The organism is Xanthomonas sp. 3307, from assembly GCF_014199735.1.
Taxonomy (GTDB): Bacteria; Pseudomonadota; Gammaproteobacteria; order Xanthomonadales; family Xanthomonadaceae; genus Xanthomonas_A; species Xanthomonas_A rydalmerensis.
On record NZ_JACHOG010000003.1, the window covers coordinates 64,295 to 78,961 of the forward strand.

The 14,667-nt window shown below is 70.9% G+C and carries 15 protein-coding genes; 5 read left to right on the forward strand and 10 right to left on the reverse strand.

The window, feature by feature from the left end; genetic code table 11:
- Positions 1-65 precede the first annotated feature (65 nt).
- The 3 genes from GGR64_RS08965 to GGR64_RS08975 all read right to left on the reverse strand — a co-directional run bounded on the left by GGR64_RS08965 (position 66) and on the right by GGR64_RS08975 (position 2,879).
- Positions 66-359, reverse strand: coding sequence for a cell division protein ZapA (locus GGR64_RS08965; RefSeq protein WP_048491763.1), 294 nt, complete (start codon positions 357-359; stop codon positions 66-68).
- The gene (locus GGR64_RS08970) at positions 356-577 is read right to left on the reverse strand and encodes a TIGR02449 family protein (RefSeq protein WP_184645321.1); all 222 of its coding nucleotides are present in this window, start codon (positions 575-577) and stop codon (positions 356-358) included. The genes GGR64_RS08965 and GGR64_RS08970 overlap by 4 nt, the downstream gene beginning before the upstream one ends.
- Before the next feature lie 67 nt (positions 578-644).
- Positions 645-2,879 (reverse strand): GGDEF and EAL domain-containing protein, encoded by a 2,235-nt coding sequence (locus tag GGR64_RS08975; protein ID WP_260302974.1) that lies wholly within the window; start codon positions 2,877-2,879, stop codon positions 645-647.
- A gap of 159 nt (positions 2,880-3,038) precedes the next feature.
- On the opposite strand from GGR64_RS08975, the gene GGR64_RS08980 reads away from it, so the two are divergent.
- Both GGR64_RS08980 and GGR64_RS08985 read left to right on the forward strand, forming a co-directional pair.
- The gene (locus tag GGR64_RS08980) at positions 3,039-3,584 is read left to right on the forward strand and encodes a YecA family protein (protein ID WP_160965354.1); all 546 of its coding nucleotides are present in this window, start codon (positions 3,039-3,041) and stop codon (positions 3,582-3,584) included.
- On the forward strand, positions 3,584-4,930 hold the full coding sequence (locus GGR64_RS08985) for an aminopeptidase P N-terminal domain-containing protein (RefSeq protein WP_184645323.1): 1,347 nt from the start codon (positions 3,584-3,586) through the stop codon (positions 4,928-4,930). Before GGR64_RS08980 ends, GGR64_RS08985 begins: the two co-directional genes overlap by 1 nt.
- 132 nt (positions 4,931-5,062) lie before the next feature.
- Here the strand turns inward: GGR64_RS08985 and pepQ are convergent, their stop codons facing one another.
- The 7 genes from pepQ to rph all read right to left on the reverse strand — a co-directional run bounded on the left by pepQ (position 5,063) and on the right by rph (position 12,489).
- The gene (pepQ, locus tag GGR64_RS08990) at positions 5,063-6,388 is read right to left on the reverse strand and encodes a Xaa-Pro dipeptidase (RefSeq protein WP_184645325.1); all 1,326 of its coding nucleotides are present in this window, start codon (positions 6,386-6,388) and stop codon (positions 5,063-5,065) included.
- Between the two features lie 248 nt (positions 6,389-6,636).
- A complete protein-coding gene (locus GGR64_RS08995; protein WP_160965360.1) occupies positions 6,637-6,978 on the reverse strand; it encodes a PilZ domain-containing protein in 342 nt (113 codons plus the stop codon).
- Positions 6,975-9,320 (reverse strand): DUF1631 domain-containing protein, encoded by a 2,346-nt coding sequence (locus GGR64_RS09000; RefSeq protein ID WP_184645327.1) that lies wholly within the window; start codon positions 9,318-9,320, stop codon positions 6,975-6,977. Before GGR64_RS09000 ends, GGR64_RS08995 begins: the two co-directional genes overlap by 4 nt.
- 86 nt (positions 9,321-9,406) lie before the next feature.
- A complete protein-coding gene (gene hemW, locus GGR64_RS09005) occupies positions 9,407-10,636 on the reverse strand; it encodes a radical SAM family heme chaperone HemW (RefSeq protein WP_184645329.1) in 1,230 nt (409 codons plus the stop codon).
- A 133-nt stretch (positions 10,637-10,769) separates the two neighbouring features.
- Positions 10,770-11,381: an RdgB/HAM1 family non-canonical purine NTP pyrophosphatase gene (gene rdgB / locus GGR64_RS09010; RefSeq protein WP_184645331.1), complete on the reverse strand. Its 612-nt coding sequence runs from the start codon at positions 11,379-11,381 to the stop codon at positions 10,770-10,772.
- Positions 11,378-11,767: a VOC family protein gene (locus GGR64_RS09015; RefSeq protein WP_184447077.1), complete on the reverse strand. Its 390-nt coding sequence runs from the start codon at positions 11,765-11,767 to the stop codon at positions 11,378-11,380. The genes rdgB and GGR64_RS09015 overlap by 4 nt, the downstream gene beginning before the upstream one ends.
- The gene (rph, locus tag GGR64_RS09020; RefSeq protein WP_184447076.1) at positions 11,764-12,489 is read right to left on the reverse strand and encodes a ribonuclease PH; all 726 of its coding nucleotides are present in this window, start codon (positions 12,487-12,489) and stop codon (positions 11,764-11,766) included. The genes GGR64_RS09015 and rph overlap by 4 nt, the downstream gene beginning before the upstream one ends.
- Positions 12,490-12,596: 107 nt before the next feature.
- On the opposite strand from rph, the gene GGR64_RS09025 reads away from it, so the two are divergent.
- From GGR64_RS09025 to rpoZ, 3 genes are all read left to right on the forward strand, one after another.
- Entirely contained in the window at positions 12,597-13,457 is an 861-nt protein-coding gene (locus GGR64_RS09025; RefSeq protein ID WP_184645333.1) for a YicC/YloC family endoribonuclease, read from the forward strand.
- Between the two features lie 140 nt (positions 13,458-13,597).
- Positions 13,598-14,224 (forward strand): guanylate kinase, encoded by a 627-nt coding sequence (gene gmk, locus GGR64_RS09030; RefSeq protein WP_160965374.1) that lies wholly within the window; start codon positions 13,598-13,600, stop codon positions 14,222-14,224.
- A 112-nt stretch (positions 14,225-14,336) separates the two neighbouring features.
- Positions 14,337-14,636, forward strand: a complete 300-nt coding sequence (gene rpoZ / locus GGR64_RS09035; RefSeq protein WP_160965376.1) for a DNA-directed RNA polymerase subunit omega — start codon at positions 14,337-14,339, stop codon at positions 14,634-14,636.
- Positions 14,637-14,667 lie beyond the last annotated feature (31 nt).

Consider the following 14,667-nt stretch of genomic DNA (forward strand, 5'->3'; position numbering starts at 1 on the left):
TAGTCCGTTCGTCGGTCCTTCGGTGCGTTGCAATTCACGTTGATGATCGCAACGCCAATGACGGATCAGCGTGTCGTATCGACGACGCTGTCCAGGCGCCGATTGAGATCGGCGAGTGTGCGCGCCATCTCGCGGTCGCGCTTTGCCTGTTCGTCGCGCAGTTGCTGCAACTCGTGCGCCAGGTTCAGCGCCGCCAGGACGGCGACGCGATCCACGGCGGCCATGCGGTTGCTGCCGCGCACCTCGCGCATCTTCGCGTCGAGCAGGCGCGCGGCGGCGAGCAGGCCGTCGCGCTCCTCGGCCTCGACGCCGACGGTGTATTCGCGGTCGAGGATGCGGACGCTGACCGGTTCGCTCACGTGTGCTGCTCCAGGGACTTCAATCGGGCGATCATCGCTTCCACGCGCGAGCGCGCCTGTTCGTTCTTGGTCAGCAACTGCGAGCGCTCGCCGATCAGCTGTTCCTGCTGCTGGCGCAGGCTGCGGTTCTCGTCGGACAGGCGCTGGCAGCGCTCGACCAGCGTTTCCACGCGCGCGGCAAGGGCGCGAAGCTCGGCGAGGGTGTCAGGGCTGTCCATGGCGCTCACGATAGGCATGCGCCCGAGGGGCGGTCAAGACGCCGCGCGGCGGTGCCATGGCCGGCGCTCAGGCAGGCAGCCGCAACGGTTGCTGCAACAGGCGCAGGCAGGCGTCCGGCTCCAGCGCCGGCGCCACCAGGTGGCCCTGGATCTCGTCGCAGCCATGCGCGCGCAGGAACGCCAGCTGCCCGGCGTCTTCGACGCCCTCGGCCACCACTTTCAATGCCAGCGAGTGGCCCATCGCGATGATGGTGCTGGTGATGGCCTCGTCGTCCGGGTCGCGGGTGAGGTCACCGATGAATTCCTGGTCGATCTTCAAGGTGTTGATCGGCAGGCGCTTCAGGTAGGCCAGCGACGAATAGCCGGTGCCGAAGTCGTCGATCGCCAGGGTCAGCCCCAGCGCGCGGCAGGCGCGCAGCAGCTCGGCGTTCTTGCCGACCTGCGACATCACCACGCTCTCGGTCAGTTCCAGTTCGATGTTGGCGGCCGGCACGCCGGTCTCGGCGAGGATCTCGGCCATCAGGTCCGGCAGGTTGCCGCGCTCGAGCTGGATCGCCGAGACGTTCACCGACATGCACAGGTCGGTCAGCCCCATCCGCCGCCAGTCGCGCAGCGCGCTGCAGGCCTGGCGCAGCACCCATTCGCCGATCTCCAGGATCAGCCCGGTCTCCTCGGCCAGCGGGATGAACTGGCTGGGCGAGATCGGGCCGAAATCGGCGCTGTGCCAGCGCAGCAGCGCTTCCACGCCGACCACCCGCTGCGTGCGCAGCGAGTAGCGCGGCTGGTAGACCAGCTTCAGTTCCTGGTCCAGCGGGATCTTGCGCAGCGTGCTGGCCAGGGTGGCACGGTGGCGCGTGGCCTCGTCCATGCGCGCCGAATACACCTGGGCGTTTCGGCGCCCGGCAGCCTTGGCCTGGTACATGGCGGTGTCGGCGTGCTTGAGCAGTTCGCTCGGCAGCAGCGCGTGTTGCGGGAACAGCGAAATGCCGATGGAGGTGGAGACCGCGACGTCGGGGCGTTCGTCCAGCCGCAGCGGCGCCTCGAACGCGGCCAGCACGCGTGCGGCCACCGCCTCGGCCTCGCCCTGGCTGACGATGTCCTCGACCACCACGGTGAATTCGTCGCCGGCCAGGCGCGCCACCGTGTGCTGCGGCCCCACCGCCTGCTGCAGGCGTTCGGCCACGGCGCGCAGGACGCGGTCGCCGACCGCGTGGCCGAGCGAGTCGTTGATGTCCTTGAAGCGGTCCAGGTCCAGGAACAGCACCGCGACCGAACCGGCCTGGCGCCGCGCCCGCACGATCGCCCGCGCCAGGCGCTCGGACAGCAGCGCGCGGTTGGGCAGGCTGGTCAGCGTGTCGTAGTTGGCCAGGTAGCGCAGTTCCTGCTCGGCGCGCTTCTGTTCGGTGATGTCTTCCAGCACCACCACCTGGAAGCTCTGGCGGCCGTCGGCGTCGACCACGGTGTTGCGGCGCAGGTGGCAGAGGATCTCCTGGCCGTCCTTGCGCCGCTTCCAGGCCTCGCCGCGCCAGTGCCGGCCGTGGTCGGCCACCGGCGCCGCCGGCGTTTCCGGTGCGTGGTCGATCAGCGCCATCGGTTGGCCCAGCACCTCGCGCTCGCTGTAGCCGGTGATGCGGGTGAAGGCCGGGTTGACCGAGATGAAGCGGCGGTCCTCGTCGAGCACGGCGACCGCTTCGCCCATGCTGCGCAGCACTTCGGCGGCGATGCGCCGTTCCAGGTCGGCCTGGCGGTGCGAGGTGATGTCGCGCGCGGTGCCGGCGAGCCGGCGCGGTGCGCCGCTGGCATCGTAGTCGACCACGCGGCCGCGCACCCGCGCCCAGTGCCAGACCCCGTCGCCGGCCAGGTCCACCCGGTACTCGGCGGTGTAGATCGCGGTCAGGCCCTGCAGGTGTTCCTGCAGCACCTGCCGCGCCTGTTCCATGTCGTCGGGGTGGATGCGCAGCTGCTCGTTCTCGCGGATCACCAGGCCGATGTCCTGCGCGTGCGGCGTGGCCTCGTCTGCGCGCATCAGCCGCAGCGTGCGCTGTTGCAGGTCGTAATCCCAGAAGTGCTCGCCCGAGGCCCACAGCGCCAGCTTCAGATGCTGGTCGCGCTGCTGCAGCTGCGCATGCCGTTGCAACTGCTCGCGCAGGCGCCGCCGCGAACGCAGCGCGGACAGCGCCAGCAGGGTGCCCGCCGCCAGCGCGGCGATGGCCGCCAGCGGCCACGCGGCCAGCAGCGTTTCGCCAACCAGGGCGAGGCCGATCCCTTCCGCAGCTCCTGCAGCAACGTGCTCCAATGGCATGGCGGAAAGTGACTTCTGTCAAAGAACGGGTGGTGGAGTGTAGGCGCGTGCCGGAAGCCTCCACAAGCGGCGGCGCACACGCGATTGCTACACTGCGCAGTCCCGATTCCGCTGCGGGCCTCGACAGGCCGGCGGCCAGCGCCCGACAGGCTTCGCTCCATGACTGAACTTCCCACTGCCGACCAGATCGCCGATGCCAGCCGGACGCTTGGCCTGGCTGCGTCGGCGGCCGAACTGCACGGCGGCCTGTGCGGCTGGCTGGCCGGCGGCGGCGCCGAGTTGCCGGCATGGCCGGCGGCCGTGCTCGCCGACGCCAGCATCGCCGCGCCACGCCCCGGCGACGCACTGGATCGCCTGCGCGAGGCCACGACTGCGCAACTGAACGACCGCGATTTCGGCTTCGACCTGGTGCTGGCCGATGCCGGCGCGCCGTTGCCCGAGCGGGCCGACGCGCTGTTCGACTGGTGCCGCGGCTTCCTCGGCGGCTTCGGCCTGGCCGCAGGGGCCGCGCCGCCGCTGTCCGAGGAAGGGCAGGAAGCGCTGCAGGACGTGGCGCGGCTGGCCCAGGCCAGCGCCGACGATTTCGACAGCGGCGACGAGGACGAGGACGCGTTGGCCGAGATCGAGGAGTTCGTGCGCGTGGCGGTGCTGCTGCTGCACAGCGACTGCGTGCTCGGCCCGCGCCACCGGCAGCGCCTGAACTGATGAAGCGGCTCACCGGGATTTCCTCCGGCGAGTACGCGCGCCGGCGCCGGCAGCTGATGGACATGGCCGGCGAGCAGGCCATCCTGGTGTTGCCGAGCGCGCCGGAGCGGGTGCGCAGCCACGACACGCACTACCCGTACCGGCAGGATTCGGACTTCTGGTACCTGTGCGGCTTCCCCGAACCGGATGCGGTGCTGGTGCTGGTGCCCGGGCGCCGTCATGGCGAGGCGCTGCTGTTTTGCCGCGAACGCGATCCCGAACGCGAAGCCTGGGACGGCCCGCGGGCGGGCCAGGACGGCGCGGTCGAGCGCTACGGCATGGACGATGCCTATCCGATCGACGACCTCGACGAGATCCTGCCGGGTCTGCTGGAAGGCCGCTCGCGGGTCTATTACCACTTCGGCCGCGACGTCGATTTCGACCTGAAGCTGATCGGCTGGGTCAAGCGCGTGCGCGAGCAGGTGCGGCACGGCGCGCAGCCGCCGCACGAGTTCCTGGAACTGGGCCACCTGCTGCACGAGCAGCGCCTGTTCAAGTCGCGCGACGAGATCGCGCTGATGCAGGTGGCCGCCGACCTGAGCGTGGCCGGGCATCGCGCGGCGATGCGGCTGGCGCGGCCCGGCATGCACGAATACCAACTGCAGGCCGAGATCGAGCGCGAGTTCCGTGCCGGCGACGCCTGGCCGGCCTACGGCAGCATCGTCGGCAGCGGCGACAACGCCTGCGTGCTGCACTACCGCGCCAACGCCGCGCGCCTGCGCGACGGCGAGCTGGTGTTGGTCGACGCCGGTGCCGAGTACCGCGGCTATGCCGCCGACATCACCCGCACGTTCCCGGCCAACGGCCGCTTCAGCGCCGAACAGCGCGCGCTGCACGACCTGGTCGGCGCCGCGCATGCCGCGGCGCTGGCGCAGGCGCGCCCGGGCGTGGCCTACGAGGCCGGGCACCTGGCCGCAGTGCAGACCCTGACCGAGGGCCTGCTGCGGCTGGGCCTGCTCAAGGGCAGCCTGGAGCAGAACCTGGCCAGCGGCGACTACCGGCGTTTCTACCGGCACAAGACCGGGCACTGGCTGGGCCTGGACGTGCACGACGTCGGCGACTACCGGCTGGCCGGCGAATCGCGCCTGCTCGAGCCGGGCATGGTGTTCACCATCGAGCCCGGCCTGTATGTGTCGCCGGACGACAAGGACGTGGACCCGAAGTGGCGCGGCATCGGCATCCGTACCGAGGACGACGTGCTGATCACCGACGACGGCCACCGCGTGCTCACCGATGCGCTGGCGCGCAGCGCCGAGGAGATCGAGGCCTTGATGGCTGGGGAGCCGGGATTGGGGATTCGGGATTAGGGATGAGGTAACCGCGGCGGCTGGCGCGGGCTGATCATCCTGAAGAAGAGCGGGTGCAGCCTCGCCTCGCGGCACGGCATTGCGCGCACTGGCAAATCCCCAATCCCGATTCCCCAATCCCGCGGCGGCGGCTCAGGCCGCCGCCGCAAACACCGGCCGTGTCAGGTTCTCCGGAGCGTCCTCGGTGCACACCACCTCGTCCTCGATGCGAATGCCGCCGTAGGGCTTGAACTGCTCCACCCGCGCCCAGTCGACGCTGCCGCCGTGGCCGGCCTGCTTGAGCTCGTCCAGCAGCATGTCGATGAAGTACAGGCCCGGCTCGATCGTCACCACCATGCCCGGTTCCAGGGTGCGGGTCATGCGCAGGTAGGGGTGGCCATCAGGGCGTTCGATGCGGCCGCCGCGGTCGCTGGCGGCGAAGCCGGCGACGTCGTGCACCTGCAGGCCGATCGGGTGGCCCAGGCCATGCGGGAAGAACGCGGCGCTGACGCCGGTGGCGACCGCCGCTTCCGGCGACACGGTGAGCACGCCGGCATCCTTGAGCACGCCCATCAGCGCCAGGTGCGCATCCAGGTGCAATTGCCGATAGTCGACGCCGGCACGCACGTTCTGCCCCATGCGCTGCTGCGCGGCGTCCACCGCGTCGATCAGCGCCTGGAACTCGCTGCCGGGATCGGCGGCGTAGGTACGGGTGATGTCGCTGGCGTAGCCGTGCGCGGAGGCGCCGGCGTCGATCAGGAAGCTGCGCAGCGGCGTCGGCGCCTGCCGCTGCAGGTCGGTGTAGTGCAGCACGGCGCCGTGCTCGTTCAACGCCACGATGTTGCCGTACGGCAGCTCGTTCGCGTCCTGCCCGACTGCTGCGCAGTAGGCCATGTGGATCTCGAACTCGCTGCGGCCGTCGCGGAACGCGGCCTCGGCCGCGCGATGGCCGCGCACCGCCGACTGCTGCGCCTGGCGCATCAGCGCCAGCTCGTAGGGCGTCTTGTAGGCGCGGTGGTACTCCAGGTACTGCAGCACCTCCGCCGGGTTGTTCGGCACGTAGCCGTCCAGCGCGCTCTGCGGCTCGCCCAGGATCGCGCTGCGTGCGGCATCCGGCAGTCGCGCCAGCGCCTCGTCCGGAGTGCGGATCAGGTGGATGTCGCAGTGTTCCACCCACCAGCCGCTGGGCGCGTCCGGCACCACGTGCCAGTAGTCGCGCGGCTGGTGGAAGATCACCTGCGGCCGGTGCCCGGGCGTGTACACCAGCCAGCTGTTCGGCACCCGGGTCAGCGGCAGCCAGGCCTTGAACTGCGGGTTCACCGCGAACGGATAGTCGCGATCGTCGAACACCTGGTAGTGCAGGCTGCCGCTGGGGACGACCAGGTGGTCGAAGCCGCCGCGCGCCAGCGCCTCGTCGGCGCGTCGGGTCAGGGTGCGCAGGTGGTCGGCATACAGGGCGCTTGGGTCGTGCTGGGGCATGGCGGTGGCTCGTTCGGCGATGCGGAAACGGGGGCGCCAAGTGTGCCGGAAACGGTGCGGACGTGCGGACACGCGTGTGTGGCATGCGCATGCATACGGCGATGCGAAGCTGCGTTGGCGACGTGGCGGTCTTTGCCGATTCCGTCGGATCTTCCTTGCATCAGATCGCGCAATGGGCGCGCATGGCCGTCGTAGCAGCGGCTGATCCCGCAAAGGCGACAAGAGCCGCTGCGACGAGGTTGACCTTGTTAGCCGCCGGGGGCCGAGTTGATCCACTGCCGCAACAGATCGCGATGCGCAGCGGAAATGGTCAGGAAGCGGAAGCCGGCCCAGGCCTGGCCGGGTGCGTGCGAAGGTTCGCTCCACAACAGGTGCGCGCCGACGTCGATCTGCACCTCGCGGTCGGCGTGCGGCATCGCGAAGCGCAACTGGTACAGCGCGTCCTCGTGCAGCGGCGCCGAGGCCAGCAACAGCATGCCGTGTTCGGACACATTGCCGAGGCGGCCGACCACGGCGTCTTCCATCAGGTCCAGCACCGGCACCATCTCCGGAACCTGGCGGCGCGGCGAGCGGCGGGCGTCGACGCTCATGTGTTCTCCATGCTGTCGTCGGCCGCGGGGGCGCCGGCCAGGGTGCGCAGTGCGCGGACCGCGGCCTGCCAGGCGCGATCGATCAGACGGGCGCGGTCTTCGCTGACGATGCGGGCCTGGCCCTGCGCCAGCAAGCGCGCCAGTCCATCGAGGGTGTGTTCGGCGGCCTTCTGTCCACGCTGGTTGACGAACAGCGCGCGATCGGTGATCGGGCTGTACCAGGACAGCCGCTGTCGCTTCAGGTCGCCCTGCTGGTTGATGACGAATTCGAACCAGGTGCCGAACGCCAGCGTACGCAGCCGCGCATACGCGGCCTGTTCGGCCTCCGTGCGTGGCGGCAGCGACGGCCGCTCGCCGTCCTCGCCCTGCTCGCCGAGGCGGGTGTGCGCCTTCAGCCGCATGCTGAGTTCGGTGCGCGAGGTGGTGGCGTCGGCGCCGCCGGGCGTGGACAGGCGGCGGGCGATGGCCTCGGCTTCCTGCTGGTGGTAGCCCACCTGCAGCAGCGCCTGGCCCACGCGCTCGGCCAGGGCAGCATCGGAGGCGCCATCGCTGCGGCAGGTGACCTCGGCGATGCGCTCGGCCAGGCCGATACGCTCGCGCCAGGTCTCCGAGTCCTCGCCCTGACGCAGCAGGGTCAGCACCAGCACGTCGGACCAGGCTTGTTGCAACAAGGTCTGCACGAAGCCGGGCGGTTGCCGGGCGGTGCACAGCGCGTCCAGGGTGGCGGCCGCGGTCTGCTTGGCCAGCTCCAGCCGTTCCTTGCCGCGCGCGGCCTCGACGTGCCGGCGTTCGGCGATCTCCGCCTTGTGCGCCAGGCTGCGCTGCTGCGCCTGGATGTCCTGGTGGGCCTGTTCGAAGACGACCGCGTCGCCTTCGTACTCCTCGACCACGCGGTCCACCGCCTGGTTGAGCTTGAGCAGCAGCGTCGGATCGCTGTCCTCTTCGCCCAGCCAGGTCGCGCCCGATTCGGCGACGGCGTTGAGCAGCTCCCGCGCCGGGTGCTGGCTGCGTGCGAAGAACGCCGGATCCTGCAGCGCGGCGCGCACCAGCGGTACCTGCAGGCGTTCCAGCAGCGCCGCGGCCGGGGCGTCGGGACGCACCTCGCGTTCGATCTCGCCATACAGCAGGCCGAGCAGGTCGAAGGTGTCGGCCTGCTGCGCGGCCAGCGTCGCCTGCGCGCCGTGGGTGGCGCGCAGCGTCTGCAGCAGGGCGGTCTGCACGTCGCGCAGGTGGCGGCGGCTGCGCAGCCCGCCAAGGGTGCTGTGGGCCGGCGGCTGCGCCTGCAGTTCGCCCAGGGCCTCCAGCAGGCTGGCGGTCGGAACCGGAGCCGTGCCGGCGGCGCTCGCCGGCAGCGGCGGAAGCGTGGCGGCCCCGGCGGTCATCGCCGCGGGCGCGCCGGGTGCGGCATGCGCGCGCGCGGCCGTCAGCAACTGGCGCAGCGTGGCCAGATCCGGGCCGCTGGCGGCCGGCTCGGCGGCAGCGGCCGCCGATGCCGTGCCCATGCCGGGCATGGCCTGGCCGGGGGCGGGGGCGCGGCCGTGCCCCCTGGGTCCGCTTGCGGCAGGGGCCGGATCGGCGCCTGCGGGCATGCGCGCGACGCGGCGCGCGCCCGGCTCCACGCTGGTGCTGCGCGCCACGTAGGGCAGGTAGATCAGGCCAGGCAGCACTCCGGCGTGGGTAAGCATGCCGTTGGCCCGTTCCACGATTTCGCCGTAGCGCGACAGCACCTGGCGTTCGAAAGCGCGGTACAGCGCCAGTTGCGTGTCCAGGCCCAGTCCCAGCGCTTGGCCGGCATCGCGCAGCAGCCGGCACAGCGCATGCGGGCCCGGCGGCAATTGCTCGATCTCGAAGGCCGGCCGCGCCGCCAGCACGCCGAAGCGCTGGCCGAGCAGTTGCAGCGGGATGTTGCAGCGGGTGGCCTCGCGGCGGGCGATTTCGTGCAGCACGATGTCGCGGTCGATATCCACGTCGGCGACCAGGGTCAGCATCTGCGCGGCGGCGCCGGCCCTGGGCGCGCGCGGCGCGGCGGCCAGGGCCGCCGAGCTGCGGATGCCGGCCAGCTCGGCTTCCAGGTGCGCCCGATAGAACGGCGCGAAGCGCGCGCGCTGCGCGCGCAGGCGCTGCGCCTCCTGGTAGATGTCCTGCTGCACCTGGCCGTTGCGGGCGCGCTCGGCCTGCTCGAACAGGGTCTGCTCCAGGTCGTCCAGGGTCGCCTGTAACGGCCCCTCCAGGGACTGCCACAGCAGGTCGTTCAGGCCCAGCAGGAGATCGCGCACGCGCGCCGGCAGGGCGGCGCTGGCAAGCGTCGCCGGCGGGGCCGACAGGGTCGCAGACACGGGCATCTTGTGATCGCCGTTGTACTTTTCTGCGGGGTATGTAGCACGATCCGCCGCCGCAACCAAGGCGGGCGGCCTCGCCAGGACGCGTCTCAGGGCAGAAACAGGGCGACCACGTCGTTGGTGAAACGACGCCCCAGCTCGGTCGGCACGGCGTGGCCGGCGTCCACCCGCAGCCAGTCGCGGGCCTGCGCGGTGGCCAGGGCAGGGGCGATCGCCTGCAGCGGCAGGCCAGTGCGGGCGCTGAAGTCGCGCAGCGCGAAACCGTCGTTGAGGCGCAGCGCGTTGAGCATGTACTCGAACGGACGCCGCTCCGGCGCGATCCACTCGTCGCCGCCGATCGCCGCCGGCGTCCCGGCCGCGTCCAGGAACGCCTGCGGGTGCTTGTGCTTCCAGCGGCGCAGGATGCTCTGCTCGGCGCCGGAGCTGATCTTGCCGTGGGCGCCGGCGCCGATGCCGAGATAGTCGCCAAAGGTCCAGTAGTTCAGGTTGTGCGCGCAGCGGTAGCCGGCGCGGGCGTAGGCGCTGACCTCGTACTGCGCGTAGCCGGCCTCGGCCAGCAGTGCCTGGCAGCGCTCCTGCATGTCCCAGGCGTCGTCGTCCTCGGGAATGCCCTGCGGCGGCCGCGCGGCGAACACGGTGTTCGGTTCCAGGGTGAGCTGGTAGTGGCTCATGTGGGTCGGCTGCAGCGCCAGCGCCCGCGCGATGTCGCGCTCGGCCTCGGCGAGGGTCTGCTGCGGCAGCGCGTACATCAGGTCCAGGTTGAAATTGGCGTAGCCGGCGTCCTGCGCCAGCTTCACCGCGCGCTCGGCCTCGGCCCCGTCGTGGATGCGGCCCAGCCGCTGCAGCGCCGCATCGTCGAAGCTCTGGATGCCGAAGCTGAGGCGATTCACCCCGGCCGCCAGGTAGCGGTCGAAGCGGCCGTGCTCGGCGGTGCCGGGATTGGTCTCCAGGGTGATCTCCAGGCCCGGCGCGAAGCGCAGCCGGGCGCTGGCCGCCTGCAGGAAGCGGTCGATCGCCTCGGGCGGGAACAGGCTGGGCGTGCCGCCGCCGAAGAACACGCTGTTGACCACGCGGCCCCAGACCAGCGGCAGGTCCTGGTCCAGGTCGCGGATCAGTGCATCCACATAGGCGTCGAAGGGCAGCGCGCCCTTGGCCGCATGCGAATTGAAGTCGCAGTACGGGCATTTGCGCACGCACCAGGGCAGGTGCACGTAGAGCGACAGCGGCGGCGGCACCAGCGCCGGGCTGTCGGCGTGCGCGGACGGGTCCGGGCAGGCGGTGCCGGGCGGATGCTGGCAATGGTCGTGGGCGTGCGGCATGGCGGGCGGGAATCTGGGAAACGGAGAAGCGGGCGGTGCGGGCGCTGGATGGCTCAGGGCTTGGCGCAGCGGCGCAAGGCAGTCTGCGCGCGCCGCGGTGCCTGGACTGGCCCGGTGCCCGCGCGCGGCGCGTTCACCCGACGGGCTGCGCCGCCAGCAGGTCGGCCAGGCGCTGCTTGAGCTGCTGCAGGGCGAGGGCGCGATGACTGATGCGGTTCTTCAGCGCCAGTGGCATCTCGGCCGCGGTCTGACCATGTTCCGGATCCAGGAACACCGGGTCGTAGCCGTGCCCGCCGCTGCCGGCGCGGGCATGCGCGATGCGGCCGCGCCAGCGGCCTTCCACCAGCAGCGGTTGCGGATCCTCGGCATGCCGCAGCAGCACCAGCACGCAGTAGAAGTGCGCGCCACGCTGTGCGTCGGGCACATCGCGCAGCGCGTCCAGCAGCTTGTCGATGTTGGCCTGCGCATTGCCGTGTTCGCCGGCGTAGCGCGCCGAGTACAACCCCGGCGCGCCGTGCAGCGCGTCCACGCAGATGCCGGAATCGTCGGCCAGCGCCGGCAGGCCGGTGACGCGGGCGGCGTGGCGTGCCTTGAGCAGCGCGTTCTCGACGAAGGTCAGGCCGGTTTCGTCGGCATCGCTGACGCCGAGCGTGGATTGCGCGATCAACTCGACCCCGACGTCGTCGAGCAGGGCGTGCAGTTCTTCGAGCTTGCCGGCGTTGCTGCTGGCCAGGACCAGTTTCATGCGGTGGGCTCCAGGAGATCCCAAGTGTTGCCGTACAGATCGCGGAACACCGCGACCGTGGCGTAGGGTTCGTGACGCGGGGCTTCCAGGAACTCCACGCCGGCGGCGAGCATCGCCGCATGGTCGCGCTGGAAGTCGTCGGTGTGCAGGAAGAAGCCGACGCGGCCGCCGGTCTGGTCGCCGATGCGGCTGCGTTGGGCATCGTTGCCGGCGCGCGCCAGCAGCAGCGCCGCGCCGTGCGCATCGCCAGGCCCGACCACGACCCAGCGCTTGTGGCCCTGGTCCACGTCTTCCAGCAACTGGAATCCCAGCTTGCCGGTGTACCAGGCGATGGCCTCGTCGTAGTCGGCCACCACCAGGGTGACCAGGGCCAGGCGCCGGTTCATTGCGCCAGGGCTGCGCGCTGCGCCGCCAGCAGCTCGCCGATGCCGCGCTCGGCCAGGCCGAGCAGCGCGTCCAGTTCGTCGCGGCGGAAGGCATGGCCTTCGGCGGTGCCCTGCACCTCGATGAAGCCGCCGCCGTCGTTCATCACCACGTTCATGTCGGTATCGCAGTCGCTGTCCTCGGCGTAGTCCAGGTCCAGCACCGGCACGCCGCGGTAGACCCCGACCGAGACTGCCGCGACCGCGCCCAGCACCACCGGCTTCTTCAGGTCGCCGCGCTTCTGCAGCCAGTTCACCGCATCCACCAGCGCCACATAGGCGCCGGTGATGGCGGCGGTGCGGGTGCCGCCGTCGGCCTGCAGCACGTCGCAGTCCAGGGTGATGGTGCGCTCGCCCAGCGCATTGCGGTCCACGCAGGCGCGCAGCGCGCGGCCGATCAGACGCTGGATCTCCAGCGTGCGTCCGCCCTGCTTGCCGCGCGCGGCTTCGCGATCGGAGCGCGAATGGGTGGCGCGCGGCAGCATGCCGTATTCGGCGGTCACCCAGCCTTCGCCCTTGCCGCGCAGGAAGCCCGGCACGCGGTTCTCGACGCTGGCGTTGCACAGCACGCGGGTGTCGCCGAAGCTGACCAGGACCGAACCTTCGGCGTGGCGGGTGAAGGCGCGTTCGATGCGGACCGGGCGCAACTGATCGGCCGTGCGGCCGCTGGGACGGGAGAAGGACATGCAGGGGTTCCGGGAAGGGCGGGGCCGTGCGCGGCATGTGACCGCGTCGGTGAGGCGTGAGAGAGCCCTAGGTTAACATTCGCCCCTTGTCCGCACCGGAACACCGCATGATCCGCAGCATGACCGCCTACGCCGGCGCCGAGCGCATCACTCCCTGGGGCACGCTGGGATGCGAGCTGCGCTCGGTCAACCACCGTTTCCTGGAAGTGGGCGTGCGCCTGCCGGAAGAACTGCGCGCGCTGGAGCCGCAGCTGCGCGAACGCGTGGCCGCGCGCATCAGCCGCGGCAAGCTCGACCTGATGTTGCGCCTGCGCGCGCCGGATGCGGCGCAGACGCTGGCGGTGAACGAGGCCCTGGTCGAACAGTTGGGCGTGCTCGCGCAGCGGCTGGGTGCGCGCTTTGGGCAGATGCAGGTGCAGTTCGTCGATCTGCTGCAGTTGCCCGGGGTGCTGCAGGGGCAGACGGTCGATCCGGCGGCGCTGCAGGCGCAGGCGCTGGAACTGCTGGACGAGGTGCTGGCCGAGTTCGTCGCCGCGCGCGAGCGCGAGGGCGGCAAGCTGGCCGCGGCCATCGCCGAACGGGTCGATGCGGTGGAGCGCATCGCCGGCGAGGTGCGCACGCTGATCCCGGCCATCCGCGACGGCCAGCGCGCCAAGCTGGCGGCACGCCTGGCCGACTTGCCGCATCCGGTCGATCCCGGCCGCGCCGAGCAGGAGCTGGTGCTGTGGCTGCAGAAGCTCGATGTGGACGAGGAACTGGACCGGCTCGGCAGCCACATCAAGGAACTGCGCCGGGTGCTGCGCCAGCCGGAACCGGCGGGCCGGCGCCTGGATTTCCTGCTGCAGGAGTTCAACCGCGAGGCCAACACCCTGGGCTCGAAGTCGGTGGACAGCCGCACCTCCAACGCCGCGGTGGAACTGAAGGTGCTGATCGATCAGATCCGCGAGCAGGTGCAGAACCTCGAATAGCCGGGATGGCGGGATTCGAGATTGGGGATTGGCGCGCCGGGCCGGTCACGTCCAATACCGGGTAGCATATCGACCCCGTGGGTGTTGGCCCGCGGCTCCGTTCGCGAATCCCGACTCTCCACTCCCGAATCCCTGATCCTATGCGCGGCACTCTCTACATCGTGGCGGCCCCGTCCGGCGCCGGCAAGAGCAGCATCGTCAACGCCACCCTGGCGCGCGACCCGCAGATCGCGCTGTCGATCTCGTTCACCTCGCGCGCGCCGCGCCCGGGCGAACGCCATGCCGAGCACTACCATTTCGTCTCCGCCGACGAGTTCCAGCGGATGATCGATGCCGGCGACTTCTTCGAGTACGCCCGGGTCCACGGCGACTGGAAGGGCACTGCTCGGCAGTCGGTGGAGCCGCAACTGGCCGCCGGCCACGACGTGCTGCTGGAGATCGACTGGCAGGGCGCGCGCCAGGTGCGGGCCAAGGTGCCGGACGCGGTCAGCGTGTTCATCCTGCCGCCCTCGCGCGAGGCCCTGGAGCAGCGCATGCGCAAGCGCGGCCAGGACAGCGAGGCGGTGATCGCGCAGCGGCTGGCCGCCGCGCGCGAGGAGATGTCGCACTACGCCGACTTCGATTACGTGATCGTCAACGAGCACTTCGATACCGCGGTGGACGAGATGTGCGCGATCTTCGTGGCCAGCCGCCTGCGCCGGCCGCAGCAGCAGCTGCGCCATGCCGGGCTGATCGATACCCTCCTGCAGGAACAGCCAACTGGCTGATTCCAAAGGGAACCGGATGGGGTGGGGTTGAACTCGGGCGGTTGTCGCCCTACAATCCCCGCCCTTTCCCTCATTCGAACGCGCGGCCGCCACCGGCCCGCCGGGAGCCCGCATGGCCCGCATCACCGTAGAAGATTGCCTGGAAGTCGTTAACAACCGTTTCGAACTGGTCATGATGGCGTCCAAGCGCGCCCGCCAGCTCGCCAACGGCGTGCAGGCCACCCTCGACAACAGCGAATCGGCCGACAAGCCGACCGTGCTGGCGCTGCGCGAGATCGCCGCGCGCAAGATCGACAACGCGCTGATCGACGAGGTCGAGAAGGCCGAGCGCGAGCGCGCCGAGCGCGAGGCGCTGGAATGGGCCGCGGCCGAAGTCGTCGCCGACGAGGACATGTCCAAGAACGACGACTGATCGCGTCTCCGCGTCGCGATCGTCCCACGAA